General features: G+C 56.0%; 20 protein-coding genes. 1 reads left to right on the top strand and 19 read right to left on the bottom strand.

Going from position 1 to position 21,450, the window contains the following annotated elements; genetic code table 11:
* Nucleotides 1-550: 550 nt before the first annotated feature.
* From ptsP to DQX05_RS22085, 6 genes are all read right to left on the bottom strand, one after another.
* Nucleotides 551-2,281, bottom strand: a complete 1,731-nt coding sequence (gene ptsP, locus DQX05_RS22060) for a phosphoenolpyruvate--protein phosphotransferase (protein ID WP_119795623.1) — start codon at nt 2,279-2,281, stop codon at nt 551-553.
* The gene (locus DQX05_RS22065) at nt 2,278-2,544 is read right to left on the bottom strand and encodes an HPr family phosphocarrier protein (protein WP_119795624.1); all 267 of its coding nucleotides are present in this window, start codon (nt 2,542-2,544) and stop codon (nt 2,278-2,280) included. The genes ptsP and DQX05_RS22065 overlap by 4 nt, the downstream gene beginning before the upstream one ends.
* Before the next feature lie 58 nt (nt 2,545-2,602).
* Nucleotides 2,603-3,964: a PTS ascorbate transporter subunit IIC gene (locus tag DQX05_RS22070; RefSeq protein ID WP_119795625.1), complete on the bottom strand. Its 1,362-nt coding sequence runs from the start codon at nt 3,962-3,964 to the stop codon at nt 2,603-2,605.
* 19 nt (nt 3,965-3,983) lie between these two features.
* Entirely contained in the window at nt 3,984-4,253 is a 270-nt protein-coding gene (locus tag DQX05_RS22075; RefSeq protein ID WP_119795626.1) for a PTS sugar transporter subunit IIB, read from the bottom strand.
* A gap of 87 nt (nt 4,254-4,340) precedes the next feature.
* Nucleotides 4,341-5,081 carry a sugar isomerase domain-containing protein gene (locus tag DQX05_RS22080; RefSeq protein ID WP_220483237.1) on the bottom strand — a complete coding sequence of 247 codons (741 nt, stop codon included), beginning with the start codon at nt 5,079-5,081 and terminating at the stop codon, nt 4,341-4,343.
* A gap of 74 nt (nt 5,082-5,155) precedes the next feature.
* Nucleotides 5,156-7,309: a BglG family transcription antiterminator gene (locus DQX05_RS22085; protein ID WP_119795628.1), complete on the bottom strand. Its 2,154-nt coding sequence runs from the start codon at nt 7,307-7,309 to the stop codon at nt 5,156-5,158.
* 453 nt (nt 7,310-7,762) lie between these two features.
* On the opposite strand from DQX05_RS22085, the gene mnmA reads away from it, so the two are divergent.
* The gene (gene mnmA / locus DQX05_RS22090) at nt 7,763-8,863 is read left to right on the top strand and encodes a tRNA 2-thiouridine(34) synthase MnmA (protein ID WP_119795629.1); all 1,101 of its coding nucleotides are present in this window, start codon (nt 7,763-7,765) and stop codon (nt 8,861-8,863) included.
* 80 nt (nt 8,864-8,943) lie between these two features.
* Here the strand turns inward: mnmA and DQX05_RS22095 are convergent, their stop codons facing one another.
* The 13 genes from DQX05_RS22095 to dtd all read right to left on the bottom strand — a co-directional run bounded on the left by DQX05_RS22095 (nt 8,944) and on the right by dtd (nt 21,431).
* Entirely contained in the window at nt 8,944-10,287 is a 1,344-nt protein-coding gene (locus tag DQX05_RS22095) for a hemolysin family protein (protein ID WP_119795630.1), read from the bottom strand.
* A 223-nt stretch (nt 10,288-10,510) separates the two neighbouring features.
* A complete protein-coding gene (locus DQX05_RS22100) occupies nt 10,511-10,819 on the bottom strand; it encodes an ArsR/SmtB family transcription factor (RefSeq protein ID WP_006679667.1) in 309 nt (102 codons plus the stop codon).
* Between the two features lie 169 nt (nt 10,820-10,988).
* Complete coding sequence (locus tag DQX05_RS22105) at nt 10,989-11,507, bottom strand: PCYCGC domain-containing protein (protein ID WP_259392174.1); 519 nt, start codon at nt 11,505-11,507, stop codon at nt 10,989-10,991.
* 84 nt (nt 11,508-11,591) lie between these two features.
* Nucleotides 11,592-11,957, bottom strand: coding sequence for a fluoride efflux transporter CrcB (gene crcB, locus DQX05_RS22110; RefSeq protein WP_119795632.1), 366 nt, complete (start codon nt 11,955-11,957; stop codon nt 11,592-11,594).
* Nucleotides 11,954-12,406 (bottom strand): fluoride efflux transporter CrcB, encoded by a 453-nt coding sequence (gene crcB, locus DQX05_RS22115; protein WP_259392175.1) that lies wholly within the window; start codon nt 12,404-12,406, stop codon nt 11,954-11,956. Before crcB (DQX05_RS22115) ends, crcB (DQX05_RS22110) begins: the two co-directional genes overlap by 4 nt.
* Before the next feature lie 83 nt (nt 12,407-12,489).
* Complete coding sequence (locus DQX05_RS22120; protein WP_119795683.1) at nt 12,490-13,821, bottom strand: replication-associated recombination protein A; 1,332 nt, start codon at nt 13,819-13,821, stop codon at nt 12,490-12,492.
* Nucleotides 13,822-13,826: 5 nt separating this feature from the next.
* The gene (locus tag DQX05_RS22125) at nt 13,827-14,579 is read right to left on the bottom strand and encodes a tRNA threonylcarbamoyladenosine dehydratase (RefSeq protein WP_119795633.1); all 753 of its coding nucleotides are present in this window, start codon (nt 14,577-14,579) and stop codon (nt 13,827-13,829) included.
* Between the two features lie 117 nt (nt 14,580-14,696).
* Nucleotides 14,697-16,484 (bottom strand): aspartate--tRNA ligase, encoded by a 1,788-nt coding sequence (aspS, locus tag DQX05_RS22130; RefSeq protein ID WP_119795634.1) that lies wholly within the window; start codon nt 16,482-16,484, stop codon nt 14,697-14,699.
* 87 nt (nt 16,485-16,571) lie between these two features.
* Nucleotides 16,572-17,822 carry a histidine--tRNA ligase gene (gene hisS / locus DQX05_RS22135; protein WP_119795635.1) on the bottom strand — a complete coding sequence of 417 codons (1,251 nt, stop codon included), beginning with the start codon at nt 17,820-17,822 and terminating at the stop codon, nt 16,572-16,574.
* Between the two features lie 536 nt (nt 17,823-18,358).
* Nucleotides 18,359-19,927, bottom strand: coding sequence for a coproporphyrinogen III oxidase (locus DQX05_RS22140; RefSeq protein WP_119795636.1), 1,569 nt, complete (start codon nt 19,925-19,927; stop codon nt 18,359-18,361).
* Between the two features lie 120 nt (nt 19,928-20,047).
* A complete protein-coding gene (locus DQX05_RS22145; protein ID WP_119795637.1) occupies nt 20,048-20,479 on the bottom strand; it encodes a flagellar basal body rod protein in 432 nt (143 codons plus the stop codon).
* A 190-nt stretch (nt 20,480-20,669) separates the two neighbouring features.
* On the bottom strand, nt 20,670-20,813 hold the full coding sequence (locus tag DQX05_RS31035; protein WP_182914870.1) for a hypothetical protein: 144 nt from the start codon (nt 20,811-20,813) through the stop codon (nt 20,670-20,672).
* Nucleotides 20,814-20,987: 174 nt separating this feature from the next.
* Nucleotides 20,988-21,431, bottom strand: coding sequence for a D-aminoacyl-tRNA deacylase (gene dtd, locus DQX05_RS22150; RefSeq protein ID WP_119795638.1), 444 nt, complete (start codon nt 21,429-21,431; stop codon nt 20,988-20,990).
* Nucleotides 21,432-21,450 lie beyond the last annotated feature (19 nt).

Here is a 21,450-nt window from a genome sequence, read left to right on the forward strand (position 1 = left end):
ATGGAGCCATTAACAACTTTACGATCATGGGGGAATAATGTCGGTAATCAACAAGGCCATGTGATGTTAACGCAGCTGTACGAAGGTGGAGCGAGAAATGAGATATGACCCGGAAGCAGTATGTCTTCATGTTTCGAATCTTACTCGATTTTGCTGCTGTTCATACGATTGATGAAATGATGACCTCGGTTCATTTCTCTATTCTTCCTGAAAAAGGGAGGAATAAGGAATCGACTTGATCATTCTTGACATCAAGTGACCACCTTCTGTTCAGATATGAAGTGCAGGAACGAATTCGGGGGATCGGAATCGGCAAAAAGAGAACCCCAAGTCTCTTCTCGAGGTTGATCATTAGCAGTTGCAGCCCGATCACGGTCTCGCTCGTCGTCCTTCCCTCTATCCCCCCTACGTTCTCCCGACGCTCGCCATCGTAATACGACCAAAAAATAGGCCCACCAGAAATCTCTGATTGACCTAATAATACGCCCCCCTCCCAAAACTCGTTCGGGAGGGGGTGCGTTTCGCCGCATACTTCTCGCATTTTACACATCTATGATTGGATTTTCGATGGATTGAGTAACGACAGAACTTCCTCCTGACTGGCGCACTGCAAAGCCGCTGCGGCCAATTGGGCGCAGTACTCGCTGTCCAGCGAGGCCGCCCTCTCTCGGATGCCCAGGATGGATGACGCCGACATGCTTATCGCATCCAATCCCAAACCGATCAGAAGTGGCAGGGCGGACGCTTCGCTGCCCCATTCGCCGCATAGGGATACAGTTATGCCGTGACGGTGCGCCTGCTCCGCAATATAGCGAATTTGCCGGAGAACCGCCGGATGATAAGGTTGATATAGACGAGCCACCGCTTCGTTCATCCGGTCGCAAGCCATTGTATATTGAACCAGATCGTTCGTCCCGATACTGACAAAGTCGACCATCCCTCCGAATTGATCCATCAGCAAGGCGGCAGCCGGCGTTTCCACCATGATGCCGACCTTCATATACGGATCATAGGCAATACCTTCTCGCTCCAGCTCCTCTCTCGCTTGTTGCAACAAGCGGTGCGCCTCCCGAATTTCTTCGGCCGCGCAGATCATCGGCAGCATGAGCCGCACCTGTCCGTAATGGCTGGCGCGTAAAATAGCGCGCAGTTGCGTAAGGAACAAGCGGGGCCGATCCAGGCAAAGTCGAATGGCACGGTAGCCCAGAAACGGATTCAGCTCCTTGGGAACTTGCAGATAAGGCAGTTCCTTATCGCCGCCAATATCGAGAGTACGGATCGTCACCGGCTTTCCGTCCATCGACTCCACACTTTTTCGATAAGCGGCCAGTTGTTCGTCCTCCGCTGGGAAATCGTCGCGATGCATGAATAGAAACTCGGAGCGGAACAGGCCAATCCCTTCGGCCCCTTGACGCGACGCTTCCGATGCTTCGTCCGCATGTCCAATATTGGCCTGCAGCGCGATTCGCTTTCCGTCCGCCGTGGCCGTCGGCTCGTCCTTCCAACGGGCCAATCGGCTGCGGCTCTCCGCCAGCTTGCGCCGTTTCTCTTCATACTCGCGCAGCAGCGCCGGGGACGGATCAACCAGGACGACACCGCTGCCGCCGTCCACAATAAGCGTCTGTCCCGTTCGAATCCGTTCCCGCAAATCGCCGGCGCCGACGACCGCCGGAATGCCCAACGAGCGGGCGAGGATGGATGAGTGGGACGTTCGTCCGCCCGTCTCCGTGATCCAGGCCTGAACCGTGTCCGGATCTAATGCGACGGTGAGCGAAGGCGGCAAATCGTTAGCTACCCATACGACGGGCCCGCCGAACGGTTCCCCGCCCCCGTAGGCGGCACCCTTAAACCGCATCAGCAGCCGATTGCCGAGATCCCGCACATCGCTGGCCCTCTCCCGCATATACGCATTGTCCATGCTTTCGAACATACGAATCAATTCGTCCACTTTCGTCTTCACCGCAAATTCCGCAGAAACGCGCTCTTCTTCGATCAGGCGCGCCATGCCTTCGATCCAGGAGCGATCCTTCGTCATCAGGATTTGGCCTTTAACGATTTTTGCCGTTCCATCGCCATGTTTCGCTTGAGCCTGTTCATAAACCTTTTCCAGGTCTTGTCGGACCCGTTCCAGCGTTTGCTGCAATTTCAACTTTTGCCGTTCCGGTTCCGCTGCCGCTTCCGCGCCTTCCCCCTGCCCATCCTCTGCATCAATATGTGGAAGAACCCAGGCCGTGCCAATGGCGATACCTTCTGCCGCTGCGATACCCCGAATCGTATTCATTCGTCCTCCCTCATTTCCTCAAGGACCCTTTCCAAAGCGACTAGCGCCTCCTCCTCATCCGGGCCCTCTGCCGCAAGCACGATTTCCTCACCGCACGCGATCGCCAGCGACATTACGCCGACCATACTTTTCGCATCGACCGAAAGGTCTTTTTTAACTAGTGTAATCTTGCTGGCAAAAGCGGAGGCGCAATCGACGAGTTCCGTTGCCGGCCGCATGTGCAAGCCGTTGACGTTGCGGATCGTAGTTCGTTTCTCCACCATGTTTTCTCCCCACCTTTATTTCTCATGATCTACTGCTTAACTATAATTTATAGTCCCGTCAAGGGGTAATATTCCCGCTCTTGTTCCGGCTGCTGCGAATCCAGCCCCACGCCACCAACAGAACGATCAAAGCCGGCACGACAAACGGCAGCAAATGAAGCGAATGAAGCAGCTTCACCCCCGACAACACGATTAGCGCGTCGGACAAGAGGAGAGCAATCCCCGTCACACCATACGTTTCCAAACCATACATCGGAAAAAACAAGGCCACCGGAACGGTTAAAATAAGTCCATATATAAATCCGGAAAAGATCGCCCCCCGTCTTCCTCCCAGCGTATTGCCGAAAATACCGGCAACTCCTCCCGTAAAAAATCCGCCGATAATGGATGGCAGCGGCACAATCGTACCGAACGAACGGGAGACGAGCATCCCGAGCACCATGCCGGCGATACTGCTCAAAAAGCCGATGATGAGCGCATTTGGCGCAAAGGCGAATACGACCGGACAGTCCAAAGCCGGTGTCGCTCCGGGAACGAGCTTCTGCGCAACGCCGCGGAACGCGGGCACGATCTCGCCCAAGAACATCCGTACCCCTTGCAGCAAAATGAGCACGCCTGCGGTAAAGCCCAAACCTTGCACCATCGCAAACACAATCCAGTTTTGGCCGTTGCTAACCGTCTTTACAAATTCGGGACCCGCTACGAACACGGATACCAGGTAGATAAGAAGCATGACAGCGGAAATCGAAACCGCCGTATCCTTGAAAAATTCCAGACTTTTCGGTATCTTCATATCTTCCGAGCTTTTCTGCGGGTTGCCGACGAGCTTGCCAATGCCTGCGGACAATACGACACCGGCCGTCGTAAAATGTCCGTAACCGATATCGCCGGAGCCGGTTAATTTGCGCATAATCGGTTGGGCCAACGCCGGAAAGAGCACACATACCAAGCCCTGTACCATCGAGCCCCATACCACTGCTTGCATCGTCGCATAACCCAGATCGTAGAAGGCCCAGGCCAACGCGCCCGACATAATCCACAGCATATGTCCAGTGAGAAAGATATATTTGAAAGGCGAAAAGCGAGCAAGTATAATATTGATAACAAAGCCAAATGCCAAAATCAGCGAACCGTTGCGGGCGATTTCAGGCACCTTTTCGGACAGCGCTCCGATGACGGCTTCGTCGAACGGAACGACGCCCGTCAATTGAAATCCTTGGGTGAATATCGTGGCAAACGGTTCCAAATATTGAACGATAACGCCTGACCCTGCCGATAATATCAACACGCCAAGTATCGTCTTCAGGGTTCCTTTCGTGACGTCTGCAGTATTTTTGCGCTGGATCAGAAGGCCGATCAAAGCGACTAATCCAAGCATCACTGCAGGCGTCGTTATTAATTCAATAAGGAAATCAAGCATGACTGCACCCCTTTGCTGGTTATCGATTCAGGAAAGCCGTCACTTTCTCCCTAATTTCAGCTTTATTTGTCATATTTTCGAGAAAAATAACCGGCGCCCCGACCTCGGGAAAACTGTTTTCCATCTCCTTGGAGGTCACGAATAAATCGGCATCGAGACCTTTAATCGATCCCATATCCATCGCCTGGGTATCGGCTTGCTTGCCAAGCTCCTTCAGGATATCGTCAATCGTCATCTTGACCATTAAGCTGGTGCCGAACCCCATTCCGCATACGGTTATAATTTTCATCGTCTTCCACGCTCCTTTTTAAGTGATTTACATTTTTTTACTTCTATAGGAACGAAACCTGCGAATATTTGCTTTAAACTTATCGGATTACAGACATTTAATACGGTCTTTGTAACGGCGAATATATTCGGCATTGATCGCATCGCCTTTATCCAGATTGGAACTGACCCAGATAGGCGGCTGCACGCCGCGGTCGCACAGTTCTTCAACGGTCTGGACGATCAGCGATTGCAATAAAGTGAAGCCTAGAACCGATGAAGTCGGGCCGAACTTGGCCGGCAATCCCTCCCGTTCCATGATCGCGTCCCCGCTGACCCCGCAATTGTCGAGCACGACATCGGCCAAATCGATCAATTTTTTGCCGGACGGATGCCGGGATGTCACATCATTGGTAAACTGCAGAGAGGTCAAAGCGATCACATGCATGCCGCGCTCCTTGGCGGTGATCGCCATTTCCAACGGTACGGCGTTGCGTCCGGAAGTGGAAGCGATCAGCATCACATCCCCCGGAGAAATGCGCTCATGCTCCAGCACGATCCGGGCGTACCCTTCGATCCGTTCGAACCAGGTGCTCTTCGGCGCCTCTGGCCGCAGTGACAATGCCGGTTCGAGTATGGCGTTTACCGGCACCAATCCTCCTGCGCGGTAAAATACTTCTTCCGCGTACATTTGCGAGTGTCCGCATCCGAAAACGTGGAGAACGCCGTCTCGCTCCACCGCATCCGCCACCAGTTTGGCCCCTTGCCGAACGGCTTCCAGCTGGGTATTCTTCGCTGTCTGCATCATTTCCATAATTTGATTGATATAAGCTTCTGCCAACATACTCATCCTGTCTCCCTTCACCATACGTTAATTTCATCATGCGTTAATGAAAAATAAGTAAGAGTCTTTGCAACCGAGCGTCAGCCATGGAGTAAATTGAGAGCTTCCTCGACCGACATCGCCCGCATTAAAGCGTCTAACCGCTGATCGTCATTAAACAGCGACATCAGATGGGACAAAGCCTGCAAATGCGATTGCGGGTCCGTCGTTCCAAAAGCGAAAACCAACCGGACCGGATCGCGGCTCGCATGCCCGAAGGCCACCCCGTCGCGAACAATCTGCAAGCTCATGCCGACTTCGTTGACTCCGTCTTGCGGCCTTGCATGCAAAAGCGCCACTCCCGGCGCCACGACCATATAAGGCCCGTGTTTGCGCAACCCGTTCATCATCGCTTCCGTATATCCCGCTTCAACGGCTCCGGTTCTCTCCATCAGAGCTCCCGCCGTCTTCACCGCATCTTCCCACGACATACACTCGGAACGGCATACAACGGTTTGCTCCGTTAATAAATCGGACAGCATTTTTCCTTGATCGCTCCTTTTCCAAAAATGAGTCATCGCTTTCTCGCTGTGCGCGAAATAGGATGCGATAGTTTGGCTCACCTCCTTTGCAAATTGCGGATGATGCATTCCCAAGCGGGCCGCCGCTGCGACCACTCCCTCCGTCAGCCGTTCCTTCGCGTCGGCGAAGGGCGAGGTTCCGTCCGCCCGCCAGGCGCGAAGGGCCAAGACGTCTTTGGAGTCGAGGAAGGGGCTGCACTCTATAACCTCCACCCCCTCCAACTGAAACGGCACCGTCGTCAGAAACAAATCGGTTTTCCCGTCGAGCCATTCCGTAACGGCAAACACGGAGCAGGTCGCCCGGACATGAATCTCGGGAAACTCCTGCATCAAACGGACTTCCAACATTTGCGAAGTGCCCAGTCCGGTGCCGCAAATGATAACAGCCTGTGTGCGGTCGACCGAAGCCCTGCCTTTTTTCCGCTCGACTGCCGCCCCGATATAAAGTGAAAGATGAGCCACTTCGGGATCGGGTACGGAGATGTCAAAAAGTTCTTCGACCGCTTTCACCCCGGCCCACGCAGCATAGAAAATCCACGGATAAGCATGCTTCACATCCATTGCCGCCGAGGAAACGGCCAGCTTCCCAATCCCGTAACGAAGACGTTGAACCATCGGCCCCAGATGGTTGGCCAGCCCCCGATACAGCTCGCGGTCCCCTTCGAAGGTCAAGCCGAGAAAACGTTCCGCAATTTCGACCATGTTCTGCACCGCCGCCAGCAAGGAATTTTCCCCTTCCGAAAACGACTGCAATTGCTCCTCCAGCAATTCGAGCACGTTGGACGCCGCCAAATGGACGGCCATATTGAGCACTTCTTCCTCCGGCCAGGGCGGAGTATGCGGCGGCTGTATATTCGCCAGCAACGGGGCCAGCCAAGGATGAAGATTCTGGTGGCGAATCCGCTCCTTCTGGCCAGAACTGAAGGCGATCCGCCCTCCAAGCGGGATCCGGTACGCTGCGATCGCCATATGCAGCGCATAGGCGGCCAAAGCTTCATCGGTCAGCCGCACGCCCTGCCGCTCCAAGTCCTTACGCAAGCCCAGCAATACGTCAACGGTTCGTTCTCGTTCCGTTCCCGTTCCGCCAGCTTCTTGCCCGCCCGCCGCCAGACAGCGATAAATATCGTCGCGGTACTGTTGTGCGGCCGGAATTTTCATCAGTTCCTCATCGGTCAGTAATTGGAACATCGCATTCCGAATCGCACGCTCCTCTCCCGATACGAAAACCCCGAAATTCGGCCGCTTTACAAGCCGAAGGGACGAATTCCTCCACGTTCGCTCCAAGGCGCCCAGGTCGCGCAAAGCAGTTGATTTACTAATCCCCAGCTTGAATTCGAATTCTTTGACCAGCACGGCTTCATCGCGAAACAGCAATTCAAGCGCCATCAACTTTTGCCGGTCGTCCGGCCTATAAGCGATTTGTTGGCGAAAAGCGGACGGAGAAAGGGGCGGCTTGCGAATGAATCCGCTTCCAACTGTTTCAAGCCAAACGCCCACATTCGGTTTGCGGCAAAGGCGCAGTCCCTGTTCCTTGCACCATTCATCCAATCCTTGAAGATCGTTGCGAATCGTTCGCTCGTTCACCTCAAACGACCGGGCCAAAAAAGAAACCGTCAATGGATCTTGGCTCTCCTGCAATTTTTGAAGCAGCAAATACGCACGCGTTCTAAGCATCGGCCATCTCCGTCCTTTTCACTGAATGCTGTTCTTCTCACTGCTTGTCTTTTTGAAATTTCGGGGCGGGCAAGCTTCCTTGCTTTAAGTTCATTGTAGTAGCAATATCTTTATCAATTCAATGTGGTAATCTTTTGATTCCTTCCCCGGCAAATGCGGAAAGATGACATCAATTTCAACCAACCGCGCCATTCCGGTAAAAAAACCGAAGCCAGGCTGTATTGAATGTTAAAAAAAGGATGTTTCTATAGAAGCGGATCGGCACCGGCACGAAAGTTTCGCAGCAAAGCAGCCCATACTAAAAACAACAGGGGTCTACTTTGTCGGTCCTTATTTTCCTCATCTATTTCAGCCGGATATGTTACAATAGAGTGATACTATAACTCGCGGTTCCCGCCGGGCAGCGCCCTCCAGCGCCTGGCCCCGCCGGCCCGCAGCAAAGACGGTGATATCATGACAACTGCGAATGCCCATACCCGTGTCGTCGTCGGCATGTCGGGGGGCGTCGATTCCTCCGTAACGGCCTTGCTGCTCAAGCAGCAAGGATACGATGTAATCGGCATTTTTATGAAAAACTGGGATGATACCGACGAATTCGGACATTGCACCGCAGAGGACGACGCCGAAGACGTGCGCCGGGTCTGCGAGCAGATCGGCATCCCTTATTATACGGTCAACTTCGAGCGCCAATATTACGACAAAGTCTTCGCCTACTTCCTGGAGGAGTACCGGCGCGGACGGACACCGAACCCGGACGTCATGTGCAACCGGGAGATTAAGTTCGGGGAATTCCTGCAAAAAGCGCTCGATCTCGGCGCCGATTACGTGGCCACGGGCCATTATGCCCGCGTCGTGCGGGAGAACGGTCAAGCCAAGCTCCTTCGGGGCATCGACCGCAACAAAGATCAGACCTATTTCCTGAATGCCTTGAATCAGGATCAGCTCGCGCGCGCCATGTTCCCGATCGGCCATCTGCCGAAGCCGGAAGTGCGCCGGATTGCGGAAGAAGCCGGACTCGCGACCGCGAAGAAAAAGGACAGCACCGGCGTCTGCTTCATCGGCGAACGCAATTTCAAGGAGTTTTTGAGCCAGTACTTGCCGGCCCAGCCTGGGGACATGATCGATATCCGCAGCGGGGAACTCAAAGGCCGTCATGACGGCTTGATGTACTATACGCTCGGACAGCGCCAAGGCCTCGGCATCGGCGGTTCAGGCACGGGCGAGCCTTGGTTCGTGGCGGAGAAGGATGTCGCCCGCAATATTTTATATGTCGTCCAGGGCGATCATCCAAGCCTGTATTCTACCGGGCTTCGGGCGACCGGTGTGAGCTGGATCGCAGGCGAGGCGCCGGACAAGCTGCATTGCACGGCGAAGTTCCGTTACCGGCAGCCGGATCAGGAGGTTACGGTCGAGCGAAGCGGCGACGGGACCTATGAAGTGACGTTCGGCGCGCATCAGAAGGCGGTTACGCCGGGACAAGCCGTCGTGTTCTATGAAGGCGAGGTCTGCTTGGGCGGAGGAACAATCGACGCCGTCCATAAGCTGAAGTACTAATCGCAATCCGGGCTCCGTCCACAAGCCCGGAATACAACAAATCCCCCCTCGCTCTGGCAGCAAGGGGGGATTCGTGTGTTCTATACGGTTGTAGAGGCCGAAGAATCGACTTCGTCGCGGGCCGGCGCATCAAGCTTGCGGACATGCAGCCGCGCGATGCGAAGATGATCGGTCTCCTCCACGATGAACTCGAAGTGAGATTCGACCGCGATGGTCTGGCCTACCCGCGGCGGCACTTCCACCTGGGCGTAGATCCAGCCACCGATGGTATCATAATCGTCCGATACGATATCGGTGCCGAAATAGGAATTCACTTCCTCAATCAGCAAGCGGCCGTCAATCGAATAATTCGACTCGTCCCGCTTCTCGATCTGCGGCCGTTCCTCGTCGAATTCATCCTGAATTTCGCCGACGATCTCCTCCATAATATCTTCCAATGTAACCAGACCTGCCGTTCCGCCGAACTCATCGATGAGCAAGGCAATCTGCACCTTGTTCTTCTGCATCATCTTCATCAGCGCGCTGATGGAGATCAATTCCGGCACGCTCATCATCGGTCTCATTACTTCGCGTATATCTTCAATCCCCGGCGGCGCCTTCACCAAATCCTTAATATGGACAAAGCCGATAATATTGTCCTTGTCCTCGTCGCACACCGGATAGCGTGTATGCATTTCCGTGATTGCTTTCTCTTTGTTCTCCTCGAATGAATTCTGCGCATAGAGGCAGACCATATCCGTGCGCGGGATCATAATATCGCGCGCATGCGTCTCTGTGAAGTCAAAAATGTTATCGACCAAGGCAAGCTCGGTATTGTCAATCAGACCGCTCTTGTAGCTTTCTTTCATCAAAATGCGTATTTCTTCTTCCGTATGAGCTGACTCATGCTCGGAAGCAGGTTGAATACCGAATAACTTCAGCAGCAGGTTCGCGGTTCCGTTCAAGAGCCAGATGAACGGATACATAATCTTGTAAAAGTAACGGAGCGGTGCCGCCGTCAACAACGTAATCGCCTCGGCTTTGCGAATGGCCAAAGATTTCGGCGCGAGTTCGCCCAGCACGATATGAAGCACCGTAATGATGATGAACGCAATTACGGTCGATACGCTGCGCAATACGACCTCGCCGAGGCCAAGGGCCGCCAGCGGCTCTCTGAGCAGCTGCGCCACCGTCTTCTCCCCGATCCAGCCCAGGCCGAGAGAAGCCAGTGTAATGCCCAACTGGCAAGCGGATAAATACGCGTCCAGATGCTCGGTCGCATGCCGCGCGAACCGCGCCTTCGTATTGCCTTCCTGCACCAGCGTATCAATCCGGCTGCCGCGCACCTTCACCATTGCGAATTCAGCAGCGACAAAAAAACCGTTCAGAAATACAAGAAATGGAACCAAAAAAATGCCTAAGCCTATCGGTAACGGATCACCCAAACTTTCCCTGTCTCCCCGTCATCGGAATAGACAGGTACACCTCCCCATCATCTAAAAATAATTGCATTAAGAACATTATATAAGAAAGTACTTCACCGTCAAATGGCGGCACGGCACGAAAAACCGATGAAATGGCATCCCCTTGCCGTGCGCCCGGTTGACATTAAGTATATTCCGCCCTTACGGCGTCCTATCACCCGTTTTGCTCGGAAACGGGGCTTTTTTATAATTTGGAAGCATACCGGACCGCTTCATTCAACAATCCGATAATATAGTCATCGTCGCAAATGTATAAAATATTTTGTCCTTCCCGCCGGTAACGGACAAACCGGTAGGCCCGCAGCGTCTTCAATTGGTGGGATACCGCCGACTGGGACAGCTGCAGCGTCTCCGCAAGCTGGTTCACTGCGCATTCTTCCTTGGCAAGCATGGACAATATCCGTATCCGCGTCGGATCTCCCAGCGCTTTGAAGGTTTGCGATACATGTTCGAGCACTTCAGGATCCAGATCTTTTCCCAGGAAATATTCCATCATTGTCTCTCCTTTGTCCTTAGGTCCATCCCCTTGTATACCGTCTCCGGACGGGGATGAACATATCCTCATATGTTGGCAAGCTGTTGCCTGTAGGATATGACAAAGCGGTTTAATTTAAACATGGCGTTTCAAGGAAAATGACGGCACGCGAATCGGTGCAGCCCGCTTATACGGATGGTATCGGGGTAGGCGTAGGCTCCGCATATCCTTCTTTATACTTCTCGTCGATGGCGTTGCGGATATCGATGTCGCTCATCCCTTCGCGCTTCAGCTTGGAAGCCTCTACCGCGATATTAAGGCATACGCCGCAGCGGGTGCCGTGATCGTCCCTTACGATGGCGCCGTCTTCTTCGATCTCCGCGACGAAGCAGTTCAGATTGCTCTGATGTCCTGCCGATTCTCCGCAGCCGCAATAGCACGGCATCGAGGTCAGCAGCTCATGGCTGGCGGCCGCCAGCTTGTATATCAACTGCATCTCCTCGCTCTTATCGTCCATAAAAGGCGGAAGCTGGTCCGCGGACGCGGTCGTTTGCCGCAGATCCCCATTCGGCATCAGCCGCTCGGCCGCCTCCGGCTTGCCCGTCCCGGCATGGCCGGCCTCGCCGGCGCTGCATCCGACTGCTCCGAGCACCGATACCGTTACTATAACCGCACCGATAAGCATCTGAATCTTATTCCGTCCCATTGAGAAACGCCTCGCTTGGAACATGTCGACCCCTCCATTTTCATTTCATTGCGTTCGATACTGCGCTTGATCTTGCGGTCTGCGCTACCCTGGCAGACCGGCCAGCCATTGTCCTCCCGCCGCAGCGGCGAGCCCAACGGCTGCCGTCAGGAACAGATACAGCGCGCAGCGGGCGCGCTGCTTATCCTTCCATAGCGTCAATGCTTCGAAGCTGAATGTCGAAAATGTCGTAAAGGCGCCGCACCATCCGACGGCGGCGAAGACGTACAGCGGAGCGGGCAGCACCTGTCGCATCCCGGCCAACAGGCCCAGCAGGAAGCAGCCGCTCCAATTGACAAGCAGCGTCCCCCACGGGAAGCGGCTGCCTGCCCGCTTCGTAATATAAGCGCCCAATTCATAGCGGCTCCAGGCGCCAAGCGCCCCGCCTATCGCTACCCACAGCATATTCATCGCCGCCCCTCCTCGCATACGCGTGCCGGCTTGGACCGTGCCGCCCAGCGCATTCCGAGCCAGGCCAGCCCCAGTCCGAAGCCGATGCTCGCCGTCAGATAGATAGCCGCCGCGGCATATCGCTGGGCTGCGAACAGCTCCAGCACTTCGACCGCGAAGGTCGAGAACGTCGTGGTCGCCCCCGTAAGCCCGGTTCCGAGCAGCGGCTTCCATAGCGGAGACAGACCGGGACGCTCCGGCAGCCAGGTGAAGAACCATCCGAGAAAGAGACAGCCGGCCAGATTGACGGCCAAGGTCGCCCATGGGAAGCCTGCCGCCGGATGGAAGGGGAGCAGCAGGCCGATGCTATAGCGGAGACAGGCTCCTGCGCTGCCCCCTGCCGCGACGGCGGCTCCCGTTGCTCTACGCCTCGCTGCGGCACCCGTTCTATCTGTATGCTTCGCCATCATCGCTTCCCTCTCCCTCCGGTGCTGCCTGTTGAGCGCCGCTTCATGATGATTAGATGTATTCCACCATGGGAGCCGTTCGGTCGCTACCCTTGGTCCCCGTTATCCGGCTTCGGTTGGCGTCTCCGTTCCTGATTGTGGCGCATCTTCGCCTCGGTCCCTTGCTCGCTCGCCATGAAGAAGACCCGGTTGCGAATCGAATCCGGCAAATATTGCTGATCGATATAATGTCCAGGATAATCATGCGGATATTTGTAGCCCTTATGCCCCAGCTTCTCGGCCCCCTTATAATGCGCATCGCGCAGATGGAGCGGCACAGGGGCCGACGGATAATCGTCGAATGCGGCCATGACGCGAGCGATGGCTGCCGGAATCGAATTCGACTTCGGGCTCTCTACGGCGAACAGAATCGCCTGGGCGACAATATATTTCGATTCCGGCCATCCGATGCGGTGGTACGCCTCCAGCGCGCTAACCGCCTGAACCATCGCCTGCGGATTGGCCAGGCCAATATCCTCGCTGCACGCGATCGTCAGGCGGCGGATGAAGGTCATCGGGTCCATGCCCAGCTTCTCCACTGCATAGAGGAACCAGTACAGCGCCGCATCGCTGGAGCCGCGGATGCTCTTGTGGAAGGCGGACAGCACATCGTATTGCACCGATTCATCCGCCTGCACGAGCGGCCTGCGCACCGACTCCTCCGCGACCTCCATCGTGATGCGGACCGTTCCGTCCGCCTCGGGCGAGGTCGTCATGACCGCTAGCTCCAGCGCGTTGAGCGCCCGGCGAATGTCGCCATTCGCCATCGCGGCGATATGCTCCAGCGTTCCCGGCTCCGCCTCCACCTTCATGAAGCCGAGCCCCTGTTCCGCGTCGGCCAGCGCCCGCCGCATCGCGATCAGCGAATGCTCTTTCGTCAGCGGCTTGAGCTGGAATAGCGTCGAGCGGCTCATCAATGCTCCGTTGACGTGGTGGAACGGATTTTCCGTCGTAGCGCCGACGAAGATGATTGTTCCCTTCTCGACGGCAGGCAGCAGCGCGTCCTGCTGCGACCGGTTGAAGCGGTGCACCTCGTCCAGGAACAGAATCGTCTTCGTATTGTACAGATTGCGGTTGTTCTCCGCCTGCTCGATGACCGCGCGCACGTCTTTGACCGAGGCATCGACCGCATTGAGACGGACGAACTCTCCCTGCGTCCGCTCCGAAATAATATTGGCCAGCGTCGTCTTGCCGCAGCCCGGCGGGCCGTACAGCAAAATCGAAGAAATGCGATCCCCTTCGATAGCCCGCCGCAACAGACGGCCCGGCCCGATGATATGCTCTTGGCCGATATATTCGTCAAGATTGCGCGGGCGCATCCGATCGGCAAGCAGACGCATGCCCGGATCCCGCTCTTCCTGATAGGAGAATAAATCCATGTTCATCACCGTGATTCTATCGTAGTAAGCAGATCGCGGACGACGACGCTGACCATGATCAGCCCCGCCACCGGCGGCACGAAGGAGTTGCTGGCCGGCGGCTGCTTCGCCTTGCGGATATCCGGCGCCGTCTCCGGAACGATCTTCTCGGTCACGTCAACGCGCGGCTTCAACGGCTCCTCGGTCGAGAAGACGACCTTGACTCCTTTTTTGATGCCGTCCTTGCGCAGCTTCTGCCGGATGACCCGCGCGATCGGATCGACTGACGTCTTCGAGATGTCCGCCACCTGGAAGCGCGTCGGGTCCATTTTATTGGCCGCTCCCATGCTCGAAATAATCGGTATGTTGCGGCGCAAGCATTCCTTAATGAGGTGAATCTTATAAGAGATCGTGTCCGAAGCGTCCACGACATAATCGAGATCGTAGGCGAAGAGCTCCTCATACGTCTCTTCCGTATAGAACATATTCAAGGCGATGGCGTCGCACTCCGGATTGATGAGCTTAATCCGCTCCTGCATCAGCTCCGCCTTCTTCTGTCCGACTGTCGTCGTCAAGGCGTGAATCTGACGGTTCACATTCGTGATGTCGACGACATCCTTGTCGATCATAATGATGCGCCCGATGCCGGTGCGCGCGAGCGCTTCCGCAGCGATGCCGCCGACGCCGCCGATGCCGAGCACGGCGACGGTGCTGTTCTTCAGCTTGTCCAGCCCTTCCGGGCCGATGGCTAATTCTGTACGCGAAAATTGATGCAACATCAGCTATTCCTCCTGCGGGCCTATCGCCCGAGTATAATGGCAACGCCCCTGGCCGCCTGCTATATAGCATAGATCGGCAAGGGGCGTTCGTTCAAGCTGCTCGGAGCAGCGGACAGGTTATTGCTCTTCTTTCTTGTCTTTCTTCTTGACGGCCGATTTGATATGAAGCTGCTCCAATTGAGCCGGCTCCACGACGTTCGGCGCATCCATCATCAGATCGACCGCGCTGGCCGTTTTCGGGAACGCAATCGTCTCGCGAAGATTCGTGCGTCCTGCCAGCAGCATGATAAGACGATCAAGACCGAGGGCGATCCCGCCGTGCGGCGGCGTGCCGTATTCGAATGCGTTCAGCAAAAACCCGAACTTCTCTTGCGCTTCTTCCGGGGAGAAGCCGAGCGCCGTGAACATTTTCTCCTGCACGTCGCGCTTGTAGATCCGTAGCGATCCGCCGCCGACTTCGTAGCCGTTCAGCACAAGGTCATACGCCTGGGCCCGGATTTGGCCCGGATCCGAATCGAACAGATGCAGGTCTTCATCTTTTGGACGGGTGAACGGATGATGTGCCGCAACATAGCGCTTCTCATCCTCATCATAGTCCAACAGAGGGAAGTCGACGACCCAAGCGAACTTGAACACGCTCTCGTCGATCAGATTCAGTCTGCGGCCGATATAGAGGCGCAGGTTGCCGAGTACATCGTATACGACCTTGCGCGTATCTGCGGAGAACAGCAGCAGGTCTCCGTCCTCGGCGCCCGTCCGCTCGCGCAGGGCGGCGATCTCTTCCTCGGTCATGAACTTGACGATCGGGCCGCGGAACTCTCCGTCCTTCACTTGAATCCACGCCAGGCCCTTCGCCCCGTAGCGGGCCGCGTACGGTCCGAGATCATCGATATCTTTGCGGCTCCACGTGCCGCAACCTTTGGCGTTCAGCACTTTGACCACGCCGCCCTTCTCGATGACGGAACCGAATACTTTAACGCCGCTGTTGGCCACGAGGTCGCAGACGTCGACCAGTTCCAGGCCGAAGCGCAGATCCGGCTTGTCGGAGCCGTACTTCTCCATCGCTTCCTGATACGTAATGCGCTGGAACGGCGTTGGAATGTCCACGCCGATCGTCGTCTTGAACAGGCGAACCATCAGTTGCTCCATCATGCCCTGCAGCTGCTCCTCGGACAGGAAGGAGGTCTCGATGTCGACTTGGGTGAATTCGGGTTGGCGATCGGCGCGCAGATCCTCGTCGCGGAAGCAGCGGGCAATCTGGTAGTAGCGCTCCAGGCCCGAGACCATCAGCAGCTGCTTGAACAGCTGCGGGGATTGCGGCAGAGCGAAGAACTCGCCCGGATGCACGCGGCTCGGCACGAGATAATCCCGCGCCCCTTCCGGTGTGCTCTTCGTCAGAATTGGCGTCTCCACCTCGACGAATTCCTGATCGTCCAGGAAATCGCGGATCAATTTCGACGCTTTGGAGCGCAGCTTCAGCGTACGCTGCATTTCCGGACGGCGAAGGTCCAGGTAACGGTAGCGCAGGCGAAGCGACTCGTCGATCTCGATGCCGTCTTCAATGAAGAACGGCGGGTTTTTGGCCCCGTTCAATATTTCAATGTCCGTCACGCGAACTTCGACATCCCCCGTCGGCATGTTCGGATTGACCGTCTCCGCGTCGCGCATGACGACTTGCCCGCTCACCGCCACGACAAATTCATTGCGCAAGCGATCGGCAATCTCATGGGCACGGGAAGAAAACTCCGGGTTGAATACAATCTGCACCAGACCGGTGCGGTCGCGCAGATCGACGAACAATACGCCCCCCAAATCCCGCCGGCGCTGTACCCAGCCGTTCAAAGTGACCGTCTCTCCGATGCGGGCCTTCGTTATATCTCCGCAGGAATGCGTCTTATACATCATGAACTCCACTCTCCTCATCATCGTTCGTTCTTCATCTATGTTTTTGCATCGTCTGCCTCTTGGCAGCACGCGGCGCCTCTGCAGGTGTCAAGCCTGCTTCACTTGCTGCGCCAATTCGGATAGCGGCACGAACCGCTGCTCCCCGCTGGCCAGCTCCTTCAACGCAATCTCGCCCCGGGACAGCTCGTCATCTCCCAGAATCCCGGCATATCGCGCATGCATGCGATCAGCCGATTTCATCTGCGCCTTCATCTTGCGGCCCTGGTAATCCTTCTCGGCGGCCAGTCCTTCGCGCCGCAGATCGTTCAGCAGCTTCGTGACCTCAGCCTCGGCCTGTTCGCCGAGACCGACCAGATAAATATCGAGCGGCGACGTCTCATTGCAATCGACGCCCTGCTTCTCCAGCAGCAGCGCGATTCGTTCGAGCCCGATGCCGAAGCCGATGCCGGGCTGATCCGGGCCGCCGATATCCGCCACCAGGCCGTTGTAGCGGCCGCCGCCGCCGACCGTATCGATGGCGCCGATGCCCTGCGCCTTGTACTCGAATGCCGTATGCGTATAATAATCGAGTCCGCGTACGAGACGATGGTTCACTTCATAGTCGACCCCCATCGCCATTAAGTACTGCTTCACCTTGGCAAAATGCGTTGCGCACTCTTCATCGAGGCTGTCCAGAATCGAAGGCGCATTGCCGAATTTGTCCTGATCCACCTTGCAGTCGAGCACGCGCAGCGGATTGCGCTCCATCCGGGACTGGCAGTCCTTGCACAGCGATTCCTTCATCGGCTCCAAAAATTGAAGCAGACGCTCCCGGTAAGCCGCGCGGCTCGGCACATTGCCGACCGAATTGATCTCCACGCGGACGCCGGTCAGCCCGACTTCCTTCATGAATTCATATCCTAGTGCAATAATCTCCGCATCCAGGCTCGGATCTGTAGCCCCGAACGCCTCTACGCCGAATTGATGGAACTGGCGGTAGCGTCCCGCTTGCGGCCGCTCATAACGGAACATCGGCCCGATATAATACAGCTTCGTCACATCCGGTTCGCCGTAGAGCTTGTTCTCCACATAGGAGCGGACGACGCCTGCCGTATTTTCCGGACGAAGCGTCATGCTTCGATCGCCCTTGTCCTTGAACGTATACATTTCTTTTTCCACGATATCCGTCGTCTCGCCGACGCCACGCTCGAACAGCTCAGTCTGTTCAAATATCGGGGTTCGGATTTCCTTGTAGTTGAATCGACGGCACAGATCACGAGCTTTGCGCTCGACCGTCTGCCATATTTCGACGGTGCCCGGCAGCAAATCCTGCGTGCCTGTCGGCTTCTGGTAAGCCATGTTCTTCCTCCTCCTGCCTGCTTCCTGAAAATAAAAAAACTCCCGCCCTGCAAATGTAACATTTGCTAAGGGACGAGAGTTGGTTGTCGAATCCAATCACCCGTGGTGCCACCCACATTCCGCTGTCCGCTCTCCCTCGCTGGCCCATATGCCTCCGGATCGCTTCCCGCGCTTCATTCACGTGTAACGCACGCCAAGCGCCGAACGGCTACACATCCATTCTGAATGGAGTTCGCCGCCGGTTCTCGGGGATGTCCTTCGTCCGTCCATCATCAAGGTTCTTCCAGCCAAGGAACCTCTCTCTGCACATGTGGGTCGGGTTACTTGTTCCCGTCATTGAATCAATTTGCTATGTCAGAATATAAAGAACATTGTAAGGATGTAGCACGCTAAAGTCAAGAAAAAAACCTACATCAGATGTAGGTCCAGCAAAAGAATATATTAAAAAGGGGGTCATGCATTCAGTATAGGGCGCAAATATTAAAGGAACATGAAGCAAAGATTACAAACAGATTACAAAAAAGCAAGCGTTTCCTTTAGGTCTCTTTGAACAATTCCTTCATCATTTCTATTTTTTTGCGCGTCACTTCCACATAATTGTCATTGTATACTTTCGGTTCCTTCGGGTTGGCGAAGCGGGTAATCGCGCCGGTTTTCGGATGCACCCATTTGGAGGATGCGCCGCAGCCCAGGCCGAGAATCGATTGTATTTCTTCGATAATGAGAATATTGTACAGACTCTCCGTTCCCGGCATTGCATAGCCGACATTTTCCAGGTTGCCGAGGATATTTTTCTGGCGGTACAAATAATACGGAACATAGCCTTGTGCCCCCGTCCATTCCGCCGCCATCGTCATCATCCGCTCGACCTCTTCCCGCTCGGCCACCTTGAATTTCTCCTCGCCGCGGTGGCGAGTCATCTCGGAGGCGCGCTTGAACGAGAGCGTATGGACCGTCACTGATTCCGGCAGGAGCCTTTCCGTCTCCCGCAGCGTATGGGCGAACTCCGCCGTCCCTTCTCCCGGCAGCCCGATGATGAGATCCATATTGATATTGTTCATGCCGAGCCCGCGCGCCAGCTTGTATTTCTCTACAGTCTCTTCCACGCTATGATGGCGTCCGATAATATCGAGCGTCTCCTGAATGTAAGACTGCGGATTGATGCTGATGCGATCGATATTCCACTTCCGCAGCACATCCAGCTTCTCCGGCGTGATCGTATCCGGGCGTCCCGCCTCGACCGTAATCTCCCGCACCTGCTCGACATTCGGAAAAGAGGTCATCATTTCCTCATACAGCATATCCATCTCTTCCGCCGTGATACTGGTCGGGGTGCCACCGCCATAGTAAATCGTCGTGATCGGAATATTCCGCTCCTTCAGGAAGCGCCCGATCTCGCGCATTTCATAGTGTAGCCCGCCAAGGAAGGAATCGACCGAGCCTTGACGCCCGTTGATGTCGTATGCCGGGAAGGTGCAATACGCACACTTGGTCGGACAGAACGGGATTCCGATATAAATGCTCAACTGGTTCTGAAGCTGATCCAAGTCGGGGAGCGCCGTCAACTGGCGATCCACAATCTGTTCCATCAGCGCGATCTTGCCGTCCGTAATTAAATATTCTTCGCGAAGCATCTTCTTCGCCTCGTCCTGCGACAGTCCGCGCCGCCGGGCTTCATGCATCAGCTTCGTCGGGCGGACGCCGGTCAGAATGCCCCACGGCTGCTCGATGCCGGTCCAAGCGGTCATCACCTGCAGCAGCGCATGGGAGAATGCATTCTTCACCTGCTTGCGGTACTGCTCATAGGTCGCTTCCACAGGAACCGGCCGTTCATTAACGGCTTCCAGTGAGGCGCCGTCCTTCCGCTCCAGCGTAGCCCGGACGCGAACGTGGCCCGCTGCCGCGAGCGGGAACGATTCAGGCGCGAGCCCGCCCTCCGGCTCGGTCTGCGCGAGTCGGATGACCGCTTCGGCTTCCTCTGCCCGTTCCGCCTCCGGCTGCTGGCTTACGTGATACGTGACCTCCGGCTGCTCGATGAACAATTGAATAATATGAATAAGCGAACGTTCAAACGCCTCTTCATTGGCGATTAATGTAATGCGCATTTTCCTGCAAGCTCCCCCCTCACACGGCCCAAGTTGGCTCTTCGTCCCAAAAAGGCGCCCATCCATGCGGGCGCCAGTCCTTATCCTAACATATTGACTTTCCAAAATAAAGGGAAGATGTTAGCCCTCTTCTCCCGGGTCAAAATATCCGCCGTTCTCGCGGATGAGCCGGACGGCATCATCATAGTCCGCATCATCCGTCTTGGCGGTGACGACATAGCGCAGCCCGTCCGGCTCCTCCATCCGCTCGGAGGATGCGATGCCCCTCCCTCCTTCATTATCGGTCAATTCCGTGGCAGGGGTGGTCATGAGCGCCTCTTGCCCGTCGTCGCGCATCGACACGATTCCGCCCGGGCCTACGGCCGATATCCCGCCGTTATAAGCGGAGCCATTCGCACTGCCGGTTATGAACGGAGCGAACAGCATCTGCTTGCTGCCAAGCGGGCCTCCCAGTTCCCCGACCTCGATATTCGTGGCGCCTGCCGCGATAAGCATTGTGCGCAGCGTCTCCGCCTCGTCCTCCGTCCGCGTATATGCTTGAATTCGTTTCATCTTCCGTCACCTCGCCGTCTCCTGATATCGTATTTTGTTACCCTTCTCATCCTGTGCGCCAAGATATAGATGCGGATGCTGGCGGAAGTCCTTCGGTACGACTTTATACCCCAGCGGCCCAGCCAGCGAAACAGACAGCAATGCCCGGCCCCTTCCTGATGGAAGAAGACCGGGCATCGAATGACCGCGGCTATCGCTTTACATTGGCTCCTTGGCGGCGAAGAGCGTCCTGCTCGGCCTGCTCCTCCCGCAAGAGCGCAGCCGCTTCCTTGACGGATTGAACGGCTGCCCAGGTGCTGTACTTGATCGCGAGCTGATGCAAAGATTGTCGCACGATACGGCTCCTTTCCGCAGCTGCCGGCCGGTCCCGATTGCCAAGCGAAGCATCCGGTCGGGCAGGGCAGCAGGCTCAGGGTTCCTCCTTAGTATGGGCCGCGTCCGCGATCAATTATTCCGTTATTCCATGCACTCTCTCCAGGTTTGCAGGGCCAGCTTGTCCGGGATGAGATTACTCCCGGCTGTCCACGATGAGCGTGACCGGCCCCCAATTCACGAGCTGCACATCCATCATCGCTCCGAAGCGGCCGGTCTCCACAGCAAGCCCCAGCCCGCGCAGCCGCTCATTGAAGCGGTCATAGAGCAGCTCCGCCTGTTCCGGCCGCGCGGCAGCCATGAAGTTGGGGCGCCGTCCTTTGCGGCAGTCGCCGTACAGGGTGAATTGCGAGACGGACAATATCGCCCCGCCTACATCCTGAACCGACAGGTTCATTTTCTCCGATTCATCCTCAAAGATGCGCAGCCCGGCAATTTTGTCGGCCGCCCAGATTACGTCCTGCTCCGTATCCTCATGGGTCACGCCGACGAGCAGCATCAAGCCTTGCCCGATGCTCCCGACCGTCTCTCCCTCAACCGTTACTGCGGCTTCCTTGCACCGCTGAACCACGATTCGCATGCTTACCTATCATCCCTTC

The organism is Paenibacillus thiaminolyticus (assembly GCF_003591545.1).
GTDB lineage: Bacteria > Bacillota > Bacilli > Paenibacillales > Paenibacillaceae > Paenibacillus_B > Paenibacillus_B thiaminolyticus_A.

What these genes read in the sequence shown, in the direction of transcription:
- ptsP (WP_119795623.1), bottom strand. Translation starts at nt 2,281, where the DNA reads ATGAATACGATTCGGGGTATCGCAGCGGCAGAAGGTATCGCCATTGGC.
- mnmA (WP_119795629.1), top strand. Translation starts at nt 7,763, where the DNA reads ATGACAACTGCGAATGCCCATACCCGTGTCGTCGTCGGCATGTCGGGG.
- DQX05_RS22085 (WP_119795628.1), bottom strand. Translation starts at nt 7,309, where the DNA reads ATGCTTAGAACGCGTGCGTATTTGCTGCTTCAAAAATTGCAGGAGAGC.
- DQX05_RS22120 (WP_119795683.1), bottom strand. Translation starts at nt 13,821, where the DNA reads ATGGATTTATTCTCCTATCAGGAAGAGCGGGATCCGGGCATGCGTCTG.
- crcB (WP_259392175.1), bottom strand. Translation starts at nt 12,406, where the DNA reads ATGATGGCGAAGCATACAGATAGAACGGGTGCCGCAGCGAGGCGTAGA.
- DQX05_RS22105 (WP_259392174.1), bottom strand. Translation starts at nt 11,507, where the DNA reads ATGGGACGGAATAAGATTCAGATGCTTATCGGTGCGGTTATAGTAACG.
- DQX05_RS22140 (WP_119795636.1), bottom strand. Translation starts at nt 19,927, where the DNA reads ATGCGCATTACATTAATCGCCAATGAAGAGGCGTTTGAACGTTCGCTT.
- DQX05_RS22100 (WP_006679667.1), bottom strand. Translation starts at nt 10,819, where the DNA reads ATGGAATATTTCCTGGGAAAAGATCTGGATCCTGAAGTGCTCGAACAT.
- DQX05_RS22070 (WP_119795625.1), bottom strand. Translation starts at nt 3,964, where the DNA reads ATGCTTGATTTCCTTATTGAATTAATAACGACGCCTGCAGTGATGCTT.
- hisS (WP_119795635.1), bottom strand. Translation starts at nt 17,822, where the DNA reads ATGGCTTACCAGAAGCCGACAGGCACGCAGGATTTGCTGCCGGGCACC.
- dtd (WP_119795638.1), bottom strand. Translation starts at nt 21,431, where the DNA reads ATGCGAATCGTGGTTCAGCGGTGCAAGGAAGCCGCAGTAACGGTTGAG.
- DQX05_RS22125 (WP_119795633.1), bottom strand. Translation starts at nt 14,579, where the DNA reads ATGTTGCATCAATTTTCGCGTACAGAATTAGCCATCGGCCCGGAAGGG.
- aspS (WP_119795634.1), bottom strand. Translation starts at nt 16,484, where the DNA reads ATGATGTATAAGACGCATTCCTGCGGAGATATAACGAAGGCCCGCATC.
- DQX05_RS22065 (WP_119795624.1), bottom strand. Translation starts at nt 2,544, where the DNA reads ATGGTGGAGAAACGAACTACGATCCGCAACGTCAACGGCTTGCACATG.
- DQX05_RS22080 (WP_220483237.1), bottom strand. Translation starts at nt 5,081, where the DNA reads ATGAGTATGTTGGCAGAAGCTTATATCAATCAAATTATGGAAATGATG.
- DQX05_RS22075 (WP_119795626.1), bottom strand. Translation starts at nt 4,253, where the DNA reads ATGAAAATTATAACCGTATGCGGAATGGGGTTCGGCACCAGCTTAATG.
- crcB (WP_119795632.1), bottom strand. Translation starts at nt 11,957, where the DNA reads ATGAATATGCTGTGGGTAGCGATAGGCGGGGCGCTTGGCGCCTGGAGC.
- DQX05_RS22145 (WP_119795637.1), bottom strand. Translation starts at nt 20,479, where the DNA reads ATGAAACGAATTCAAGCATATACGCGGACGGAGGACGAGGCGGAGACG.